Here is a 19,423-nt window from a genome sequence, read left to right as displayed (position 1 = left end):
TTATTCGGTGCAAAAATAACACCTTTTAGTTTCATTTTTGATGATATAACACCATTTGGTTACATGTCAAGGAAGACTATGTTCACTGTTGAGAAATTCTCAACATTTTTTCAACAGGACAAACACCCTCTCAGCATTCCCTCATAATATACTCACAAAGGCAATAAAAAATAAAAACTTCTCTCAACATGAAACTCCATCATTCATATTGAAAGAAGCGCCTTACTTATATCATACGTACTGTGTCTCTCCTCCTTCCCTCAGGGACAATACGTGAGATATAAAAAATCAGAAGGAATATGCCCACCATTTGAGTAGGTAGTTATTTCTCTTCTCCTCAACATTTCCTTAGGAGCGAAATGACTACCGACTCACTTTTTTTAACAAAAATAAAAAGGGGATGTAAGCTATGTTCTATTGCATTAATTGTTCTGAAATTCACCATGAAAAACATTCGAATGATAAAGTATTCAAAAACGGTTTTTATATTGATCCATTTTTAGGTGATCGTTATCACCTCGGTATGTGCACTGATGCTCAGGAGCATGAAACAGGAGAAATTCTTTTAACAGCAAAGAAAACAGGCGCAACACAATCTATTATGAATATTTTACCGACACATGTTGTCCCAACATAAAGCATAAAAAAGAGCTGGCTCCCCAGCTCTTTTTTATGCTTTATAAACAATCATCGCTGAAAAACAATAAATTTGATTTTCATCATCATTAATCGAAACACCAACTTGATACTTTATATCTACAAAATTTCCATCATCAATTTTTTTCAAAAATACATTTACTGCATCTTCTAAGTCTTTTTCATGACTTTCATCAAATACTTTCACACGAATCATGTTAACACCATCCTAGATCGCAGCCCTCCGCCGCTTGATTATTGCCACGGTGCGTATCTATGATGCGATAAAACTTTCCTTCTTCGTATATATATCCGTCTTCTAACACATATTGTTTACCTTCAGTATAGACATAAAACTTACCTATCATAAATTTACTCGTATATAATTCCAAATAATTTGGTCTAAATTTAGCTACAACTTTATTTGTAATATCAATTTTTATTGTGCGCCCCACCTTCTCTCCCTCCTTTGCAAAGAACGGATTTAGGTATATTGTATTAGCGATTTTACATTTTATGCTTAAAAATAAGTGGATATGCCCTTTTTCTTCGCCTGTACTATTTTTCTAAAAAAATCTCCTCTTTTCTTTTCACATATAAGGGCAAAAAAACATCTAAAAAAAACGACTTTTATATATTGACTACAGTATATCAGATATGATATTATATAAAATTTGACATTTTTATCTAAATGTGCTATCATTAAAGATGGTTACCACATATGGAGGTGGATGATTTGTTTCAAATTGGTGATAAAATCGTTTATCCAATGCACGGTGCAGGAATCATCGAAGCAATTGAAGAGAAAGAAATATTAGGTACTACACGTCAATATTGTGTTATACGCATCATTAATAAAGATATGCAAGTAATGCTTCCGATGGATCAATTACAAAAATCAGGTATACGTTATATCGTTGATAAAGGTACGTTAGATGGTATACTTCTTGAATTTCATCATGGGGAATCAGACCCCTCTCTTTCCTGGAAACAAAGATATACAATGAATATGGAAAAAATGAAGAACGGCAATCTTCAAGATAGTGCAGAAGTTGTTCGTGATTTACTTCGTCGCAATAAAGAAAGAGCATTAAATGCGAGCGAAAAACAAATGCTAGATAATGCGCGCAAAATGGTTATTAGCGAAGTTGCGCTCGTACAGAATGTTTCAGAACATCAAGCAACAGAATTTCTTCAAGATACAATCAATCATTAATTTTAAAAATAGCTGACCGCTATTTTTTTTTGCTTAAAAAAGGCCAAAGAGATAAATCTCTTTGGCCTTTTCATATTATCCACGCCCAGCTTGGAACGATGGGTATAAAGTCATTCCACCATCTGCAAATAACGTAATTCCAGTTACATAACTCGCCTCTGCTGAAGCGAGCCAAGTTGCTACTGCTGCGATTTCTTCAGGTTTTCCAATGTAGCCCATCGGTATCATACTTTCTACGTCAGCACGCTTTTTAGGATCAGCGAACTTTTCAGCATTGATTGGCGTATTAATTGCACCTGGTCCAATATTATTTACTCGAATACCTTTTGGTGCATATTCTAACGCTAACGTTTCTGTCATAAGTTTAATACCGCCTTTACTTGCGGCATAGTGCACGAATAGTGGCCACGGAATTTTCTCATGAACACTAGACATATTAATTACAGATCCTTTAATATTGTGTTCCACAAAATATTTAATCGCTTCACGGCTTCCTAAAAAAGCGCCTGTTAAATTCGTATTGATTACTTTATTCCAATCCTCTAATGGCATTTCATGCGACGGTACCGCGTTTTCTATTCCTGCATTATTAATCATAACGTCGAGCGTACCAAACTCTTTCACAGCAGATTGAATGAGATTCACAACATCTCCCTCTGCGGTCACATCACCTTTTACAGCAATCGCTTCTCCGCCTACCTTTTTAATTTCTTCTAACACATCATTCGCTTCCGACTCTCGTGAGCGATAGTTAATAACGACTTTCGCCTTCTCCTTAGCAAACCTTACTCCCATCGCTCTTCCGAGACCAGTCGCTGATCCTGTAATAACGACAACTTTTCCTTCTAAATCACTATACATTTCAATACCTCCTTAACCTTTTGCAATTCCTAACATAATTCCAGCTGCGATAATAAAAACGATACCAACAACAATCCCCGTTAATTGGCGTTTCGTTTTTCTTTCACCTAATATAAGAATCCCGCCAAGCGTCGAAATAACAATTCCCATTTGTGATAGTGAAAAACTTGTTGCGACTCCGACACGCGGCTGCGAAATGAATAAAAACATATTTCCTGCTGCCCAAATTAATCCTGGAATAATATTTCGTATCGCATACTTATTAAATGGATGATGTTTAAACGTAAGTAAAATCCCTCCTAACACCATACCAACTGCTTGTGGTAATAAAGCCGACCAACCATCTACGTTAAATAACCTAATAACTACTACGTAAACTAAATAACCGACTGTTGAAATTAATAAAATTATGATACCCCTTTTAAAATTTGCTGCTTGCTCTGCATTTTTTTCTTCTTCGCTTTGAAGCGATGTTAAAATAACACCGATAATAATACAAACGAGCGCTAAAATTCCAAGGACGACTGATATTGTCGTAGACCATTCATGAAATACGATAACGCCAAATAAAGTCGTCGCAACTAATTGCAGCCCTGTTGAAATGGGCATCGTCCTCGAAACACCCATTAAATCAATACTTTTCAATTGATTCGCCTGACCAAGTGCCCAAAATAAACCTGACACAATTCCAACTACAATAACAGTAGGAGTTAATACTGGCTTTACAAAAATATAAACAACAATCGAGAAAATAAGTGCACCAAACGTTGTACCAAGCGTTTGACTATACGGTCCACCGCCCAGTTTCACGTTAAATAGCACAATACTTCCCCAAAATATAGCTGGTAAAATCGCTAAAAGTATATCCATGACTCATTACCTTTCTTTACTAAATGTCATCTGTTACCGCTCTACACCATTAGAGTGTGCTTTCATTTTTTCCTTCGCTCGTGCGCAAACCTTTTCTGCGATCGCACTAGATACATTTTTTTCTCTCTCCACTTTCTTGATCTTTATGTGATCTAAATTATCTTCCAAAGTAAGTGTAACTTTGTCATTTGGCGGATTATGTGCCCCTTGAAAGGTAAGAAATTGTAGCGTCACTTCAAATCTAGGAACGAACTCATCTTTCTTGCCTAGACGTTTTATATTTGTAACGGAGTCACATTCATACTGATCTTCTGTCGCTTGCCTTATAACTGAGTAATATCTATTAAGTAGTGCACTCTCTAAAAGTTGTTCCTTCGATTCTTTCGCCCAAGAATAGCTTGGAGAAGAGAAAAAAATGGAACATATCATTGTAATCATTACACATATCTTTTTCATAATTCCCTCCTTGTTCTATAAGTTAGTGTTCGCAAAACTGCCATAAAAAAAACGACTTCCCCTATTTAGGAAAGTCGTTTTAATGAATCCAATATTAACCACCGCTCACTGGTGGTATAAGTGCAACTACATCACCAGATTGTATCGTATCATCCTCATTTGCATATTCTTCATTAATCGCAACCATAATTGGTGCTGATACTGGTACATTATATTCCTTCGCGACAATATCTTTTAACTCTGCAACCGTAATATTTTCTTTCTCTATTTGTAATTCACTTGTTCCTGCTTCTTCTTGCAAGTTCGCAAATAACAATACTCGAATCATACTATAGCTCCTTCCCAGGCTCCCCTGTTGGATACGACGTTTTTTCTAATTGGTCACCAATCCATGAGTCACCATCTTCCCAAAACTCCTTTTTCCAAATCGGAACAATTTGCTTAATACGCTCCATAATATATTCATTCGCTTCATAGGCCTCTTTACGATGCGGCGTTGATACAGCAACAACAACCGCAATATCAGAAATTTGCAATGTACCGATGCGATGTGTAATTGCAACGTGTGTACCAGGCCATTTCTCCTTCACTTCTGAGCCGATTTTCTGTAGCATCTTTTCTGCCATCGTCTTATAAGCGACATACTCTAAGTATAGTGTACGACGCCCTTTCGTAAACTCTCTAACCGTTCCAATAAATGTTGTAACAGCACCGCATTCACGTCGAATTACTTTCTTTGCCACCTCTTCAATCGAGATTTCTGTATCAATTACTTCATAATACGTATTTATCATTTTGCACTCCTAACCGTTTGTAAAAACCAGTCTACATACAATTTCTCTTCTGTTATATGAAATACTTTATAGTCTTCTCTTAAATTTGACAGGACATTATCCCACGTAATAATTGCTACTACGTTTTCTACCTTATGTAAAAGTTCAATGTCTTCCGCAGAACGAAGTAACACTACTTTTGGATATTTCTCAGCTTTATAGCCCTCTATTAAAATCGTATCCACTTCAAAAAATTCGTACAAGCGGATAATTTCTTGCAAGGACCATTCATCTCGTAATGAAGACAGAGATAGTAATCCAGCGCCTTCCACACTACTTACGACAGCACCAGCTTTCCGGTGCCTTTCACTATCTTTTTGTGCTACTTCAGGAAAACCACCATGACCATGATGCTTAATTGTAGCAACTTTCATCTCGCTTTCGGCTAATGCATGCACAATTTTCTCTACAAGTGTTGTTTTCCCGCTATTTTGATACCCTACTATTTGTAAGATTGAAGGGGCGTTGCCCATGGCCAATCACATCCCTCGGAGTGCTCTAACAATAATACAGATACTTTCATCCCTGCTTCAAATCCTCTCGTTCCTCCGGGCAACACGATAAAAGCATTCGCATCTGCGAGTGAAGATACCGCACTCGATTTATCTAAACCGACCGGGGTCACTTGTAGTGCCCCATTAACAATGTTCGCTTTTGATCTTACAAAACGAGTAAACGGATTTGGTTTCGGAAAATCTTTTTGCAAAATAGCGTCTGCCCTATATATGTGAGGCTCCTTCGCATACAAATACGTTTTTATAACCGGATGCACAAACAATTCGAAACCTACATAACAAGCTGATGGATTACCTGATAAACCGAAAAGTAACTTTCCATCAACTTCAGCTACTGTCGTTACACTTCCTGGTCTCATCGCTATTTTATTAAAGAGTACATTCGCCTGTAATCTTTCATAAATAGCTGGCAAGTAGTCATAATCTCCTACCGACACACCACCCGTTGTAATTAAAATATCAACCTCATCCACCGCTGATTTAACAGCTGTAAAACATGCATCTAACTCATCGGCAAGTTGTCCATAGTAACGCACTTTCCCGCCAGCTTTCATAATTTGAGCTGCAATCATATAAGAGTTACTATTTCTAATTTTGCCTGGCTCTAGCGGCTCATGCACTTCTAGTAATTCACTTCCTGTCGTTACAATACCGACAACAGGCTGTTTTACAACTTTCACAGTGCTATATCCAAACGTCGCTAACAGTGCGGCAACACCTGGATTGATTACAACACCTTTGTTAACAAGGACTTGATTTTGTTTTATATCTTCTCCTTTAAATGACACATTGTCACCATTTTGGAAAGGGCGTTTCAACTTCATATATGTACTTTCGTTCTTCTCGAATCCTTCCGTCAACTCTAGCATTACGACTGCATTGCAATCTTCTGGGATAGCTGCTCCTGTCATAATACGAACCGCCTGAAAAGCTCCTACTTCTTCTAAAAAAACAGAACCTGCTCCGATTTCTCCTATTACTTCAAATTCAACCGGATGCTCTTGACTCGCTTCCTTCGTATCTTCTGCTCGAATTGCGAAACCGTCGTAAGGAGAACGATTAAAGTGAGGAACATCGTGATCTGAGACAACATCCTCCCCAAGAATCCTCCCATAACTTTCTGTAATAGAAACTTCTTCTACTTCACCATGCTTAGCGTATTTCATAACCCGCTCTACTGCCTCAGCAACTTGAATCGGGATTCGTTTTTCTACCATTGTTTCTCACCTCATATTTGCAAAATATCTAATCTCGATTACACTTTATATATTAAATCGCAATTACTTCAAGGAGGAATTCCATGTCTTCATTCACACATTTCAATGACCAAGGGCGCGCTAAAATGGTTGATATAAGCGACAAAAAAGTAACCGTTCGAACAGCAATTGCATGCTCTAGCATTCTCGTTACGAAAGAAATTTTTGACAAAATCTCTCACAATGAAATTGGTAAAGGTGATGTATTGGCTGTTGCACAAATCGCAGGCATTATGGCTGCAAAACGTACTTCTGATATTATCCCAATGTGCCATCCTTTATTGTTAAAAGGTGTTGATGTTTCTTTCGATTGGAAACAGTCAGAAGAACAATATCGACTACTTATTGAAGTAAAGGTTAAAACAGAAGGTAGTACCGGCGTTGAAATGGAAGCTTTAACAGCTGCTTCCGCTACCGCTCTTACCGTGTACGATATGTGTAAAGCTGTTGATAAAGGCATGATTATTGGCGAAACATACTTACTTGAAAAAACAGGCGGAAAAAATGGAGATTATATTAGAAATTCTTAATACTATCTTTTCCCTGTGAACCTAAAGGATTGCCTTTAGGTTCACCCTATATATCTTGCATATAAGCGTTTCGCCACATTCATATCATTCGTCCCATGAATAAACGCTCTACCATCTGTAAATAAAACAAAACGATATTTTTCCACCGGAAATGATAATAAATAAGGCGTTTCCTTTACATCCACACTTTTTTGTAAGCGCTTTTTAATTTCTTCTAAATTAAACCCTTGTCGCACACCTGGACGGATTTGAACTGTATTTCGTCCACATAATACTTCTGTTTTCGTTTGTGCTTCAAATGTTAAACTCGGATATGTACGTAGCTTTCCACAAGATAAACATGTATCCTTTTTCTGTCTATTCACTTTAAATGCCATCTGTTGATTATTCCAAAGATCAAATGATAGCATCGTTTCACGAAGTGCCTCAAAATCTTCTACTAATATTTTTAAAGCTTCCGTTATTTGATGCGCAACTACTAATTGCACTGCTGGCTGTATAATACCGGCCGTATCACATGTTGCCCCGCTCGCTGGATGCTCCATTAAACATCGAAAGCATGGCGTTTTTCCTGGCAAAATTGTGTAAGTTACTCCGTAGCTTCCAACGCATCCTCCATATATCCACGGAACGTTATACATTTGAGATATATCATTAATAAGAAGGCGCGTTTCAAAATTATCTGTCGCATCTAATATTAAATCTACACCTTTAATTAACTCTTCCATTTCTTGAACCGTTACATCGGTCACAACCGGGATAATTTCCACTTCAGAATTAATCGCTTTTAAATGTTCTGCTGCTGCTACCGCCTTCGGTTTATACTGCTTTGCATCTTCTTCTGTATATAATTGTTGCCTTTGTAAATTGCTCCATTCTACATAATCACGATCCGCAATCGTTATTTTTCCAACACCTGCTCTAACAATCGCTTCTGCATTTGCTGCACCAAGAGCACCAGCGCCGATAATAAGCACATGCTTCTCTCTTATTTTTCGCTGTCCTTTTTCTCCAACACCAGAAAATAATATTTGTCTTGAATATCGCTCCTGCATACGATAGCCCCCTTTCTTATCCTCCTATATAAGACATTTCAATTTTCGGACGATTCTTTACACTTTCTTCTGTCCGTTCATCCGAATACCTATCTTTTCTATTTACCCACACATCTTGTATAACGCTTAATAACTCATCATCCGAAAGATTTCCTCTAAGAAGTTTCCTTACATCCAATCCTTCTGTCGCAAATAAGCAAGTATAAAACTTTCCATCTGCTGAAATTCTCGCTCTCGTACAAGAGGAACAAAATGACTCAGAAACAGAAGTAATAAAACCGACTTCAACATTTGTTCCAACGTACCGATATCGCTTCGCAACTTCACCGAAATAATGCGATTCAGCTGGCTCAAGCGGATACACTCTATGAATCATCTCGATCAATTCTCGCTTTGTAACCACTTGATCGAAATTCCATCCATTCGTACTACCAACATCCATAAACTCAATAAACCTAAGCGTGATTCCTTGCTCTTTAAAATACGCAGCCATTGGAAGTACTTGATGATCGTTCATCCCTTTTTTCACAACCATATTTACCTTTACTTCCAGCCCCGCCTCTTTCGCTGCTTTAATTCCCTTAATCACAGGTTTCGTATTAATATTTCGACCATTAATGTTCCTAAATATATCGTCATCTATTGCATCTAAACTAACATTTACTCTATGTAATCCAGCTTCTTTTAATGCCTTTGCTTGTTTCGTTAAATGAATAGCATTTGTCGTTAATCCTATATCTACTAACCCATCAATTTTCACAAGACGTGCAATAAGTTTTGTTAAATCTTTACGAAGCAGTGGTTCGCCACCAGTAATTCTAATTTTTCGTACACCGATGCTAACAAACACTTTTGCCAAACGCTCAATTTCATCAAACGTTAGTAAAAACTCATCTTTCAAAAAAGCATAATCAGGCCCAAATACTTCCGCTGGCATACAATATGTACATCTAAAATTGCAACGATCAATGACAGATATGCGTAAATCTTGAAGTGGGCGTCCAAAAAAGTCTTTAACCTTCTCCTGCATCGCCACCCTCCCTTTCTGCCAAATTTCTCTCTTTTCATTCTATTATAATATATTTTCGAACTGCGATGTTTTTACTAAGGTGAATAAAGTGAAACTTTACTAACCAATTAGACTATCTACAAGTAACGAGATAAAAAACCTTGAAACATAAAAGTTCCAAGGTTTTCTGCTTATTAACTTAATCTAATAATAGTTAGAGTAGCTCCTGGCGTTGTTGTAGATAACGTAGCTATTGCAACTAATCCAAATAACTGCAGACTAATAGCAGCTCCAGCAGGCAAGTTAGCAATTATTGGTGCACTAAATGACCCAGTAGCCACTGTCGGGGAGTTTATCGTTCCCGCAAGCGGACTGCCATTTACGGTTATACGAGAACTGACAAGTAATCCTGCCGTTAAATTAATTGTATAGGCTATATAATAATTCCCTGCATTCGCAACTGTAAATACAGTATTTCCACCACTAACGGTTATTCCTGGTCCAATATTTTGATTGTTCGGTAATGGGATATTCGTACCACCTAATAAAACGGAAATAGCGGTTCCTGATGTATTATTCGCAAATGCATACGTTGCAGTTGTACTAACTCCAGTCACCCCGGTCGCTCCAGTTGATCCTGTTGCTCCAGCTCCGGTTGGGCCTGTTGGACCTTGGATTCCTTGCGAACCGGTTGGACCCGTGCCTCCGGTTGGACCTTGTGAACCTGTTGCCCCCGTTGGACCTTGAATTCCTTGTGAACCTGTCGCTCCTGTTACTCCCGTTGGACCTTGAATTCCTTGTGGGCCTTGCGCTCCTGTTGGACCCGTGTCCCCGGTTGGGCCTTGTGGACCAGTCGGACCTTGCACTCCTTGTATCCCTTGAATTCCCTGTGGGCCTTGTGCTCCGGTTGCACCTGTTGCCCCTTGTATCCCTTGTGGGCCTTGACCTCCTTGGATTCCTTGTGGACCGGTTGGACCTTGAACACCTTGCGGACCTTGTATTCCTCGCGGGCCTTGATCTCCCGTTACTCCCGTTATACCTTGGATCCCTTGTGGACCTTGAACACCTTGCGGACCGGTTGGGCCTATGTCTCCTTGTACTCCTTGTATTCCTTGTGGACCCTGCAGCCCTGTTGCTCCGGTTGCACCAGTTACTCCTGTTGCTCCGGTCACACCCGTCGCCCCTGTTGCTCCCGTATCTCCTACTCCTCCCGTTACACCTGTCGCTCCTGTCGGACCAGGTGGTCCACCGGATGGACCTGTCACTCCCGTCGGACCTGATGGACCTGTTGGGCCAGTCGGTCCGGCTGGTCCTCCTGATGGACCAGTTACTCCTGTTGGACCAGTTACTCCTGTTGCTCCTGTAGTCCCTTCCCCTGTCACCCCTGTTGTACCCGTATCTCCAGTTACTCCTGTCGGCCCTTGGATTCCTTGAATTCCTTGTGGGCCTTGCACTCCTTGTGCGCCCGTCGGTCCTTGAATTCCTTGGATTCCTTGAACTCCCTGTGGACCCATTGGACCTGTTGGACCTATATCCCCTTGAGTACCTTGCACTCCTTGCGGGCCCTCTGGACCTGTTGCTCCTATATTCCCTTGAACACCTTGAACTCCAGTTGCTCCTTGTGCTCCTGTTGCTCCTGTTACACCTTGAATCCCTTGTATTCCCTGAATTCCTTGTGGACCTTCTGGACCTGTTACTCCTATCGGCCCTTGAATTCCTTGGATTCCTTGTGGCCCCTCTGGACCTGTTGCTCCAGCTGGTCCTTGCACTCCTTGTATTCCTTGCGGACCCTGAAGTCCTTCTGGGCCTTCTGGGCCTGTTGGTCCTATATCACCCATTGGCCCTTGAATTCCTTGGACTCCTTGTGAGCCTGTGTCCCCGGTTGGACCAGGTACCCCTTGTATTCCTTGTGGGCCTTGATCTCCTGTTGCTCCTGTTATACCTTGAGGTCCTATGGCCCCTTGTATACCTTGCGGACCTTGATCTCCCGTTGCCCCCGTTATCCCTTGAATCCCCTGAACCCCTTGGATTCCTTGTTCACCAGTTACTCCTGTCGGACCAGGAATACCTTGAATACCTTGCGGACCTTCTGGACCCGTTGGTCCAATTGGTCCTTGAACTCCTTGTATTCCTTGCAGGCCCTGTGCTCCTGTTTCTCCTGTACTTCCACTCGGACCTGTATTTCCAGTCACTCCCGCACTTCCAGTTACTCCAGTATTTCCAGTCGCTCCCGTCGCACCTGTACTTCCACTCGGTCCACCTCCTGGCCCTGTCGCACCAGTTGCTCCAGTCGGACCTGGAGGTCCTCCAGATGGGCCAGTTATCCCTGTTGGACCTGTTATTCCAGTCGGACCACTAATCCCCTGACCAGTCGCTCCTGTCGCTCCCGTATTTCCACTCGGTCCTTGTGGTCCTTGTATCCCTTGAGCTCCTTGTATTCCTTGTGAACCTGTTGCACCCGGTACCCCTTGCACTCCTTGAATTCCTTGAGGCCCCTCTGGCCCGGTAGCTCCAATCGGCCCCTGTAATCCCTGTATCCCCTGTATACCTTGTGCCCCAGTCGCTCCGGTTGGACCAATTGGACCTTGTAACCCTTGCACTCCTTGAGGTCCTGTCGCTCCAGTTTCTCCCTGTGGTCCCCTTAATCCTTGTGGTCCCTGCTGTCCTTCTGGTCCTGTTGCACCCATTTGTCCAGCTGGTCCTTGAATCCCTTGCACTCCTTGAGGTCCTGTCGGGCCCATTTCTCCCATCGGACCTTGAAATCCCCTTGGTCCTTGTGGGCCAGTCGGGCCTTGTGGACCGGTTGGACCAGTAATCCCAATGCCAGTAAATCCCGTTGGAACGGGAGGAAAGGTAGGTCCAATAAGATTTGGTGAAATTCTGAAATTGGAGTTTAATGAATTTTGTCTATCGCGCTCTTTCACACTTTCACCACCTACACACCATCTTTTTTACTTTAAACAAACCTCTTCTTAATATGTATTTACAAAAACAATCTCAAAGACTATTTTTATTTTAAATAATAAAAACTCCCTCAATTTCTTAAGGGAGTCCAGCTACTGAATCCATATTATCTGTATTCGGGACAGCTTGCGCTATACTCGATACATTTGCACCTTGCCCAGTATTTGCTCCTGTTACAGTACCAGCAGGGGTACCTCGTGTATAGGTTGTCGTCACCGAATCTCCCGGTTGTAAACAAAGCTTCGTCTCCGTTCCTATTACTGTAACAACATCAATCCAAGTACACCCCATTGAACCACTATACGATTTCGAAGCAGTAAATGACGTATCACTCAAATTATCCCCTGTAAATATATTCCCAGTATTATTAACGATAATAAATTCTTTAATACGTGCAGGCATACTTACACTCTACCTTTCCTTTATGAACCTAATGTACGTGTACTCGTTGCTAATGGCGGAAGAAACACGGATGTTCGAATCACCGCTTCTGGCTGTCTTTTCCCATTTAAAAAAATAGCTGCACTCGACCCTCCAGCACCCGCATATATTTTCGATACAGCAAAAGGTTCGATATTATAACAGTCGCCAACATTAACAGCCCCTGTATTATTAATAATTTTTACTTTACGCATGTTAATCCCCATTTACCCCTCCCCCTTTTGTATACTGTATGCAAAAGAAAAAAACTTGAAACAGACTCGTTTCAAGTTTTTAACAATTAACTATTTAGTTTCCCCTTCATATTGAAGCATACCGCCAACCATGTTCACTGTTTTAAATCCTTGTTCATTTAAATAATGGCATACATTTTCACTGCGCATTCCCGAACGACAAATAAAGATATATTCATTCTCTTTCTCAAAGAAATCTACTTTATTTGGAATATCACCCATTTTAATATGTACAGCTTCTGGAATTTTCCCTGCCACTACTTCTTCATCTTCCCTTACGTCTACTAAAAATAAAGTTTCTCCATTTTCTAAACGCTCTTGCACTTCTTCTGTAGTAATTGTTTTAACTTCTGTCATATGTCGTTCCTCCTTATATACAATAAAACCTTTAGTTTCTTCTTTAAACCACCATTTCTAATCAATTTTAGCATGCGAAAGAAAGAACGCAAAGAACCGAGAATTTATTTCTCAATTTTCTCGCAAAAACTTATTCTTTACAAACATAACTCGTGCATTGTATCCTCAATATACTTGTTTTATGAAAGGAGCCAGTTAAAATGACACTTTTTCTTTTCATTATGGGTATCATTTTCTTAATTTCTGCGGTCATTGCTCTTAGTATGAAAAATAATAAAAAGATAAAATCCCCTCAAGAAATGTCATTCTTATTTCTATTACTTAGTATAGCTTTCTTTGGTTTATCAATCGCTTCATATATTTTCCGTCTGCAAATTATGTAAAAAAGGTGCCTATTATAAACAATGCACCTTTTCCACATTAATTATTTTCTACACAAAACTAGATACTTTCCGATTTAAAAACTCATACACTTTCTTTTCAAATAAATGAACATCTAACGCTCCTGCCATATGCCCATTTATACTTTCTATTTCATATACTTCTGCGTGCTTCCCCTGCTTTTGCAAAACATCTACCATTCTATAATTGTAACGAGATGGTTGAAGTAAATCTTGTTTGCATGGAATCATGAGTACATTCGCTTCAATCTTAGAAAGAGCCTCTTCTAAGGAAGAAAAACCATGTGCAATATCATGTAATAAGACTGCTTTCGCAGTATACATCCATGAATTCGCATCTACTAATTCCATACTTTTACATGTCACTTTATTTATCTCTTTCTCAAATGATGTTAATGCAGAAAATTGTTGATAAGGTGCCATTTCTATACTGTTCCGCGGGAATGCTGTTTCATAAAAATGTTCATCAAATGCATTCATAAACATCATTTTATTCGCTAAATGAAGCCCCTTCATTGGTTGCTCCTCTCCGTACTTTCCGCCTTTCCAATCTGGATCAAGCTGAATTGCTTCGATCGCATTTTGCGCTACATTTCCCGACGTTATAATTGGATTTTGCGGATTCGTAATAACTCCAATCATTCGTTCTACCATATGAGGATAGTGGACAGCCCATTGCTGCGCAATCATCCCACCTGCCGATGGCCCCATTACAGCATGTAACCTAGCAATCCCCATATCTTTTATTAACTCATATTGCATCCGTGCTACGTCTAAAAATGTGAAAACTGGAAAATCCATCGCATACTCAAAACCAGTCATCGGATTTATCGATTTTGGTCCCGTTGTAATCACATATGGGTTCTTCACTTGTACATTACAAAGGTTATCAGTACATATAATGAAATATTTATTTGTATCAATTGCTTTCCCAGGTCCAATTAATCCATCCCACCAACCAGCCCCCTCATCATGCTCTGTATATTTTCCTGCCGCATGACTTGTTGCACTAAAATAGTGACAAACCAAAATCGCATTTGATCTTTCTCTATTTAAAGTACCGTACGTCTCATACCCCATTTGAACAGGAATCTCCCTACCATTTTCAAACACAAACCCTTTTAAAACAAACTTCTCCTTTTTTACAATTTGCACAGACTCGCCTTCTTCCCGTCATATTATGAACTGCTTACTAAAGGTTTTTTTCTATGCAAACCAATCTCCCCCTTCTTTTCATAAATAAATGAATAATATACAAAATTAGCCACAAAATAGCACTATATTACACAATCAAAGAGGGCATACATATGATTTGGAATTGGTTACGTAAAAAGAAAAAATCAAATTCAACAGAAACAAGAGAAGCAGATAATACTCCGAAACAGCAATCTAGTAATCAAGAGGATGAAAACAAAGAACAGACTAGAAGTATGGAACACAGTACAGGTAAAAATAATGAACAAAAAAAATCTGAGCAAGATGATTCTTCCCAAGAGAAACAGCAAAACTCTAAGCAAGGTAACTCTTCTCAAGAGAAACAACAAAACTCTAAGCAAGACGATTCTTCTCAGGAGAAACAGCAAGATTCTAAACAGGATGATTCTTCTCAAAAGAAACAGCAAGATTCTAAACAAGATGATTCTTCTCAAAAGAAACAGCAAGATTCTAAACAAGATGATTCTTCTCAGGAGAAACAGCAAGATTCTAAACAAGACGATTCTCCTCAGGAGAAACAGCAAGATTCTAAACAGGATGATTCTTCTCAACCGAAACAGCAAGATTCTAAACAGGATGATTCTTCTCAGGGGAAACAGCAAGATTCTAAACAGGATGATTCTTCTCAACCGAAACAGCAAGATTCTAAACAGGATGATTCTTCTCAGGGGAAACAGCAAGATTCTAAACAGGATGATTCTTCTCAGAGGAAACAGCAAGATTCTAAACAGGATGATTTTTCTCAAAAGAAACAGCAAGATTCTAAACAAGATGATTCTTCTCAGGAGAAACAACAAGATTCTAAACAAGATGATTCTTCTCAGGAGAAACAACAAGATTCTAAACAGGATGATTCTTCTCAAAAGAAACAGCAAAGCTCTGGAAGTAATAGTATTTATGATTTTACAAAACCAGAAAAAGACCGTATTCATTCTCTACAAGATTTAATAGAGAAGCTCAAAAGGTCCAGTGATTTTGTTAATTATCACACATCTGACGATGAAACGATGCCTTATTGGATTTCTTACTATCGGCCTTCGCTTGATGGAGAGAAATTACAAAAGTATTTAATGCCTACTCTGTTAGGACGACCTTGCGCATCACTTGAAGAGCTGAAAGAACATATTCCGATGAGTGGTATTACAATTACGAACGACTTACAAAAAATTGAGGACATGGTTTTGAAGGGACATGCGATTATTCAATTGAACCAGCAAGATCAAAAGTGCATGCTTGCAAACATTGCAATTGATAATTATCGTGCACCAACTCCACCTTTAAATGAATCGACTGTTATCGGTCCTCAAGAAGGTTTCGTAGAGGATATTGATACAAATATTAATTTAGTTCGAAAACGTCTTCCAGTTTTAGATTTACAAACAAAAGAGATGATCATCGGCGAATTTTCAAAAACAAAAGTTGTCATGATGTATTTAGACAACCTCGCAGAAAAAGATAATGTAGATTTTCTAGAGGAATCATTACGGGCTCTTGAGTATGATCAAATTAATGATAGTGCTTATATACAAGAATTAATGGGAGAGAAATCTATTTTCCCTCTCTATATCAATACAGAACGTACTGATAGAGTTACAAAAGCACTCATTGACGGGAAAATCGCTATTTTTGTTGATGGTTCTCCAAGTGTGTTACTTACACCTGTATCATATTTCGATTTTTTCATTTCACCAGAAGACTATAACGTTTCTTGGTTATACGCTACATTTTCAAGGATTTTAAGGTTAATCGCCGTTCTATTTTCAATCTGTGCTACACCGTTATACGTTGCAGTTTTAAATTATCATTATGAACTCATTCCAAGTGATTTACTTGAAACTTTGATCTTATCAAGGGCACAAGTACCGTTTCCACCTTTAATTGAAGCGCTCTTTTTAGAACTTGCAATCGACTTATTGAGAGAAGCTGGTGCGAGGTTACCGATGAAAGTCGGTCAAACACTCGGTATTGTAGGCGGTATCGTAATCGGACAAGCATCTGTACAAGCTGGTTTAACGAGTAATATTTTATTAATTATCGTTGCCTTATCAGCGTTAGCTTCCTTTATTACACCTATTTACAAAATGGGTAATGCTGTTCGTTTACTACGCTTCCCGTTTCTCATATTTGCAGAAATAGGAGGACTCTTCGGTATTTCTCTTGGATTTATGTTTTTATTTACTCATCTATTTAGACTTACTTCTTTACGTAAGCCATACGCTTTGTTTTACCCGACAAGACAACAATCTTTTAAAGATTCTTGGATTCGTTTTCCATTAACAATGATTGATACTCGAGATGTTCAAGCAAGACCGCAACACGTAAAGAAAGCAACCAATGGAATTTCTACGAAACATACGTCAGATTTTGATGATTAAGAAATGAGGTGCATCGATGAGTAAAATTAAAGCAGAACACCAAATATCACCCGTCTTCGTTTTCTTTTTAATTCACGGTGCACAATTTGGTGCTGGTGTTCTCGGATTCGCTCGAATCATTGCGAAAGCCGCTGGATACGACGGCTGGATGGGAGTTTTAATCACAGGAATCTGTATCCATATTCTTATATGGATGATGTATTTTTTATTAAAAGAAACAAACGGTAATTTAATCGACTTACATCGGCAAACATTTGGAAAGTGGCTAGGGAACGGCATTAACATCATCTTTGCTGCTTATTTTTTAATCGTCAGTATTTCCGTCATTCGAACATACGTTGAAATTATTCAAGTGTGGATGTTTCCTACCGCTTCCACCTTTATGTTAACACTCTTTTTATGCTTAGTTAGTTATTACATTATTTCTTCTGGATTCCGTGTCATTACTGGCATTTGTGTCATCTCAGTTGGTGGTACATTGGGATATTTAATTCTTAGCCTATTCGTTTTGAAATACTCACATTGGACGAATTTACTACCTATTTTCACACATTCTTTTTCAGATATTTTAAAATCCGCCCAGTTGTCAATCTACAGTATGACAGGATTTGAAGTTTATCTCATGATTTATCCGTTTGTAAAAAATCCGAAGCAGTCTCATAAATACGCTCAATACGGGGCACTATTTTCAAACCTTCTATATTTATTTAGCACCCTTTTAGCCTTTACATTTTTTAGCGAGAAACAATTGTTAAAAACGATATGGTCGCAACTTTCTATGACCCAAGTCATTCAATTACCCTTCATAGAAAGACTAGAATATATTGCAATCTCAGGCTATGCACTTGTTATTATTACAAGTTTTATCCTTCCCTTATGGGCGTCAATGAGAGCAACGCATGAAATATTTCGTGTAAAACAAAGAGGTGTTTTAATCGCTTTTATCATTATCACTCTCATTGTTTCACAACTTTTAACAAATAGACACGATATTAATAACTTTATTAGTAATGCATCAAAAGTTAGTTTTTGGCTCATTTATGTATACATCCCAATCCTATTTATTATTGTGTGGGTGAAAAGAAAATGGAAAAAATCAAAAGCAAATTAATACTTATTTTTTGTATAGCACTTTTTAGTTTAACTGGATGTTTACAAAAAAATATTATCGATGATGTACAACTTATTCAAGGAACCGTTTTTGATACAGCAAAGGATAATAAAGTAAAAGTAACATTCGTTTGTCCCATTCAGAAAAAAGGAAATAAAGTTCAAGTTTTTGAAGGCAGCGCAAATGCGGTAAAACAAGTAAAAGCAGACACATCTTTAGAATCTTCTCAACCATTTGCTAGCGGACAAATGCGTGTCGCTCTATATACTATACGACTTGCAAAAAAAGGAATGTCTACTTCATTCGATACATTACTTCGAGATGTGAATATAGGGAACGCTCTATATGTTGCTTTACTTGAAGGTAATGGTACTGAACTTTTAAAAGGGAAATATACGACTTCATACAACGTTGCAATTTATATAAAAAAATTGTTAGAGCATAACATGGAAACTGGTCCTTTACCAACGGATAATTTGCATGTGGGGGCATTCCGTTATTATCAAGAAGGGCAAGACTACTATATTCCAATTTTAAAGAAACATGGTGATAAAATAAAAATCACCGGAATTGGTCTTTTTAAAAAGGATAAATATATCGGTAAAATTGCGAAGAAAGATATGTTCATATTTAAAGGACTATTAGAGAAACATAAATTAGATTCACATGAATTTAAAACAGATTCTGCGTACGTAATGATTAATAATATTCGTTCTGTTCCAACTTACGATATAAAGATTAAAAATGGAAAGCCTTCTTTTTTCATTCACGTTCATCTTGATGCACGTATTCAAGAACTATCGAAGCAAATTAATTTAGAAAATAACAAGAACACAAAAAACATTGAAAAAAATGTCCAAAAACAATTAGATACACAAGCTGCTAAATTAATTAAGCAGTTTAAATCTTTAGACATCGATCCCCTCGGACTAGGGGCAAAATATAAACAACATTATCGTCCATTCAAGTTAGAAGAGTGGAAACAGATGTACAAAGATGTCCCTATTACTGTAAAATACACCGTAAATATTACAAATTCTGGTGTAATCGAATGAGAAATGATTGAACTCCTCTCTCCAGCATGATACA

General features: G+C 38.6%; 23 protein-coding genes. 7 read left to right on the top strand and 16 right to left on the bottom strand.

Features of this window, described 5'->3' with window-relative positions; genetic code table 11:
• Nucleotides 1-409 precede the first annotated feature (409 nt).
• Nucleotides 410-637 (top strand): DUF3973 domain-containing protein, encoded by a 228-nt coding sequence (locus SJY24_RS06735; RefSeq protein WP_377864155.1) that lies wholly within the window; start codon nt 410-412, stop codon nt 635-637.
• Nucleotides 638-670: 33 nt separating this feature from the next.
• Here SJY24_RS06735 and SJY24_RS06730 read toward each other — a convergent pair whose 3' ends face one another.
• Together SJY24_RS06730 and SJY24_RS06725 are read right to left on the bottom strand one after the other, a co-directional pair.
• Nucleotides 671-853, bottom strand: a complete 183-nt coding sequence (locus SJY24_RS06730; protein WP_000621746.1) for a sporulation protein Cse60 — start codon at nt 851-853, stop codon at nt 671-673.
• Between the two features lies 1 nt (nt 854).
• On the bottom strand, nt 855-1,091 hold the full coding sequence (locus tag SJY24_RS06725; RefSeq protein WP_000533805.1) for a DUF2553 family protein: 237 nt from the start codon (nt 1,089-1,091) through the stop codon (nt 855-857).
• A 266-nt stretch (nt 1,092-1,357) separates the two neighbouring features.
• Here SJY24_RS06725 and SJY24_RS06720 point away from each other — a divergent pair, with 266 nt between their 5' ends.
• Nucleotides 1,358-1,852, top strand: a complete 495-nt coding sequence (locus SJY24_RS06720; RefSeq protein ID WP_002077588.1) for a CarD family transcriptional regulator — start codon at nt 1,358-1,360, stop codon at nt 1,850-1,852.
• A gap of 75 nt (nt 1,853-1,927) precedes the next feature.
• On the opposite strand, the gene SJY24_RS06715 is transcribed toward SJY24_RS06720, so the two are convergent.
• The 7 genes from SJY24_RS06715 to SJY24_RS06685 all read right to left on the bottom strand — a co-directional run bounded on the left by SJY24_RS06715 (nt 1,928) and on the right by SJY24_RS06685 (nt 6,604).
• Nucleotides 1,928-2,713, bottom strand: a complete 786-nt coding sequence (locus tag SJY24_RS06715) for a glucose 1-dehydrogenase (RefSeq protein WP_000286696.1) — start codon at nt 2,711-2,713, stop codon at nt 1,928-1,930.
• A gap of 12 nt (nt 2,714-2,725) precedes the next feature.
• Nucleotides 2,726-3,583 carry a glucose uptake protein GlcU gene (gene glcU / locus SJY24_RS06710; protein WP_088009680.1) on the bottom strand — a complete coding sequence of 286 codons (858 nt, stop codon included), beginning with the start codon at nt 3,581-3,583 and terminating at the stop codon, nt 2,726-2,728.
• A 33-nt stretch (nt 3,584-3,616) separates the two neighbouring features.
• Nucleotides 3,617-4,039, bottom strand: coding sequence for a DUF3888 domain-containing protein (locus tag SJY24_RS06705; RefSeq protein WP_071748379.1), 423 nt, complete (start codon nt 4,037-4,039; stop codon nt 3,617-3,619).
• Between the two features lie 94 nt (nt 4,040-4,133).
• The gene (gene moaD, locus SJY24_RS06700) at nt 4,134-4,367 is read right to left on the bottom strand and encodes a molybdopterin converting factor subunit 1 (protein WP_000621795.1); all 234 of its coding nucleotides are present in this window, start codon (nt 4,365-4,367) and stop codon (nt 4,134-4,136) included.
• A gap of 1 nt (nt 4,368) precedes the next feature.
• The gene (gene moaE, locus SJY24_RS06695; RefSeq protein ID WP_377864154.1) at nt 4,369-4,833 is read right to left on the bottom strand and encodes a molybdopterin synthase catalytic subunit MoaE; all 465 of its coding nucleotides are present in this window, start codon (nt 4,831-4,833) and stop codon (nt 4,369-4,371) included.
• Nucleotides 4,830-5,351, bottom strand: a complete 522-nt coding sequence (gene mobB, locus SJY24_RS06690; RefSeq protein WP_002094381.1) for a molybdopterin-guanine dinucleotide biosynthesis protein B — start codon at nt 5,349-5,351, stop codon at nt 4,830-4,832. Before mobB ends, moaE begins: the two co-directional genes overlap by 4 nt.
• The gene (locus SJY24_RS06685) at nt 5,315-6,604 is read right to left on the bottom strand and encodes a molybdopterin molybdotransferase MoeA (RefSeq protein WP_377864153.1); all 1,290 of its coding nucleotides are present in this window, start codon (nt 6,602-6,604) and stop codon (nt 5,315-5,317) included. Before SJY24_RS06685 ends, mobB begins: the two co-directional genes overlap by 37 nt.
• Before the next feature lie 83 nt (nt 6,605-6,687).
• On the opposite strand from SJY24_RS06685, the gene moaC reads away from it, so the two are divergent.
• Nucleotides 6,688-7,173: a cyclic pyranopterin monophosphate synthase MoaC gene (moaC, locus tag SJY24_RS06680; RefSeq protein ID WP_000094156.1), complete on the top strand. Its 486-nt coding sequence runs from the start codon at nt 6,688-6,690 to the stop codon at nt 7,171-7,173.
• 41 nt (nt 7,174-7,214) lie between these two features.
• Here moaC and SJY24_RS06675 read toward each other — a convergent pair whose 3' ends face one another.
• The 6 genes from SJY24_RS06675 to SJY24_RS06650 form a co-directional block, all read right to left on the bottom strand.
• Complete coding sequence (locus SJY24_RS06675; protein ID WP_001158114.1) at nt 7,215-8,228, bottom strand: molybdopterin-synthase adenylyltransferase MoeB; 1,014 nt, start codon at nt 8,226-8,228, stop codon at nt 7,215-7,217.
• A gap of 16 nt (nt 8,229-8,244) precedes the next feature.
• Nucleotides 8,245-9,258, bottom strand: a complete 1,014-nt coding sequence (gene moaA, locus SJY24_RS06670; protein WP_377864152.1) for a GTP 3',8-cyclase MoaA — start codon at nt 9,256-9,258, stop codon at nt 8,245-8,247.
• A gap of 173 nt (nt 9,259-9,431) precedes the next feature.
• Entirely contained in the window at nt 9,432-12,161 is a 2,730-nt protein-coding gene (locus tag SJY24_RS06665) for a BclA-related collagen-like exosporium protein (RefSeq protein WP_377864151.1), read from the bottom strand.
• Nucleotides 12,162-12,279: 118 nt separating this feature from the next.
• Nucleotides 12,280-12,603: a hypothetical protein gene (locus SJY24_RS06660; RefSeq protein WP_001111499.1), complete on the bottom strand. Its 324-nt coding sequence runs from the start codon at nt 12,601-12,603 to the stop codon at nt 12,280-12,282.
• A 20-nt stretch (nt 12,604-12,623) separates the two neighbouring features.
• A complete protein-coding gene (locus tag SJY24_RS06655) occupies nt 12,624-12,848 on the bottom strand; it encodes a spore germination protein (protein WP_000512598.1) in 225 nt (74 codons plus the stop codon).
• A 78-nt stretch (nt 12,849-12,926) separates the two neighbouring features.
• Entirely contained in the window at nt 12,927-13,232 is a 306-nt protein-coding gene (locus SJY24_RS06650) for a rhodanese-like domain-containing protein (RefSeq protein ID WP_377864150.1), read from the bottom strand.
• 200 nt (nt 13,233-13,432) lie between these two features.
• Between SJY24_RS06650 and SJY24_RS06645 the strand changes: the two genes are divergently transcribed.
• Entirely contained in the window at nt 13,433-13,615 is a 183-nt protein-coding gene (locus SJY24_RS06645; RefSeq protein ID WP_000171885.1) for a hypothetical protein, read from the top strand.
• Between the two features lie 48 nt (nt 13,616-13,663).
• Here the strand turns inward: SJY24_RS06645 and SJY24_RS06640 are convergent, their stop codons facing one another.
• Nucleotides 13,664-14,788, bottom strand: coding sequence for a homoserine O-acetyltransferase family protein (locus SJY24_RS06640; protein WP_377864149.1), 1,125 nt, complete (start codon nt 14,786-14,788; stop codon nt 13,664-13,666).
• Between the two features lie 152 nt (nt 14,789-14,940).
• Between SJY24_RS06640 and SJY24_RS06635 the strand changes: the two genes are divergently transcribed.
• From SJY24_RS06635 to gerHC, 3 genes are read left to right on the top strand one after another with little or no spacing between them, the layout of a single operon-like run.
• On the top strand, nt 14,941-17,223 hold the full coding sequence (locus SJY24_RS06635; protein WP_377864147.1) for a spore germination protein: 2,283 nt from the start codon (nt 14,941-14,943) through the stop codon (nt 17,221-17,223).
• Nucleotides 17,224-17,239: 16 nt separating this feature from the next.
• Nucleotides 17,240-18,334, top strand: a complete 1,095-nt coding sequence (locus SJY24_RS06630; RefSeq protein ID WP_377864146.1) for a spore germination protein — start codon at nt 17,240-17,242, stop codon at nt 18,332-18,334.
• The gene (gene gerHC / locus SJY24_RS06625; RefSeq protein ID WP_088040275.1) at nt 18,310-19,389 is read left to right on the top strand and encodes a spore germination protein GerHC; all 1,080 of its coding nucleotides are present in this window, start codon (nt 18,310-18,312) and stop codon (nt 19,387-19,389) included. Before SJY24_RS06630 ends, gerHC begins: the two co-directional genes overlap by 25 nt.
• Nucleotides 19,390-19,423 lie beyond the last annotated feature (34 nt).

It is taken from the genome of Bacillus sp. R86525 (assembly GCF_042466195.1).
In the GTDB taxonomy this organism is placed as follows: domain Bacteria; phylum Bacillota; class Bacilli; order Bacillales; family Bacillaceae_G; genus Bacillus_A; species Bacillus_A nitratireducens.
This window is presented reverse-complemented; position numbering and strand designations above follow the sequence as displayed.

Coding starts and splice junctions, on each gene's coding strand:
- SJY24_RS06650 (WP_377864150.1), bottom strand. CDS start 13,232: ATGACAGAAGTTAAAACAATTACTACAGAAGAAGTGCAAGAGCGTTTA.
- SJY24_RS06685 (WP_377864153.1), bottom strand. CDS start 6,604: ATGGTAGAAAAACGAATCCCGATTCAAGTTGCTGAGGCAGTAGAGCGG.
- moaD (WP_000621795.1), bottom strand. CDS start 4,367: ATGATTCGAGTATTGTTATTTGCGAACTTGCAAGAAGAAGCAGGAACA.
- SJY24_RS06735 (WP_377864155.1), top strand. CDS start 410: ATGTTCTATTGCATTAATTGTTCTGAAATTCACCATGAAAAACATTCG.
- SJY24_RS06715 (WP_000286696.1), bottom strand. CDS start 2,713: ATGTATAGTGATTTAGAAGGAAAAGTTGTCGTTATTACAGGATCAGCG.
- SJY24_RS06660 (WP_001111499.1), bottom strand. CDS start 12,603: ATGCCTGCACGTATTAAAGAATTTATTATCGTTAATAATACTGGGAAT.
- SJY24_RS06730 (WP_000621746.1), bottom strand. CDS start 853: ATGATTCGTGTGAAAGTATTTGATGAAAGTCATGAAAAAGACTTAGAA.
- moaA (WP_377864152.1), bottom strand. CDS start 9,258: ATGCAGGAGAAGGTTAAAGACTTTTTTGGACGCCCACTTCAAGATTTA.
- SJY24_RS06720 (WP_002077588.1), top strand. CDS start 1,358: ATGGAGGTGGATGATTTGTTTCAAATTGGTGATAAAATCGTTTATCCA.
- SJY24_RS06630 (WP_377864146.1), top strand. CDS start 17,240: ATGAGTAAAATTAAAGCAGAACACCAAATATCACCCGTCTTCGTTTTC.
- SJY24_RS06635 (WP_377864147.1), top strand. CDS start 14,941: ATGATTTGGAATTGGTTACGTAAAAAGAAAAAATCAAATTCAACAGAA.
- SJY24_RS06705 (WP_071748379.1), bottom strand. CDS start 4,039: ATGAAAAAGATATGTGTAATGATTACAATGATATGTTCCATTTTTTTC.
- moaC (WP_000094156.1), top strand. CDS start 6,688: ATGTCTTCATTCACACATTTCAATGACCAAGGGCGCGCTAAAATGGTT.
- moaE (WP_377864154.1), bottom strand. CDS start 4,833: ATGATAAATACGTATTATGAAGTAATTGATACAGAAATCTCGATTGAA.
- SJY24_RS06645 (WP_000171885.1), top strand. CDS start 13,433: ATGACACTTTTTCTTTTCATTATGGGTATCATTTTCTTAATTTCTGCG.
- glcU (WP_088009680.1), bottom strand. CDS start 3,583: ATGGATATACTTTTAGCGATTTTACCAGCTATATTTTGGGGAAGTATT.
- SJY24_RS06655 (WP_000512598.1), bottom strand. CDS start 12,848: ATGGGGATTAACATGCGTAAAGTAAAAATTATTAATAATACAGGGGCT.
- SJY24_RS06675 (WP_001158114.1), bottom strand. CDS start 8,228: ATGCAGGAGCGATATTCAAGACAAATATTATTTTCTGGTGTTGGAGAA.
- gerHC (WP_088040275.1), top strand. CDS start 18,310: ATGGAAAAAATCAAAAGCAAATTAATACTTATTTTTTGTATAGCACTT.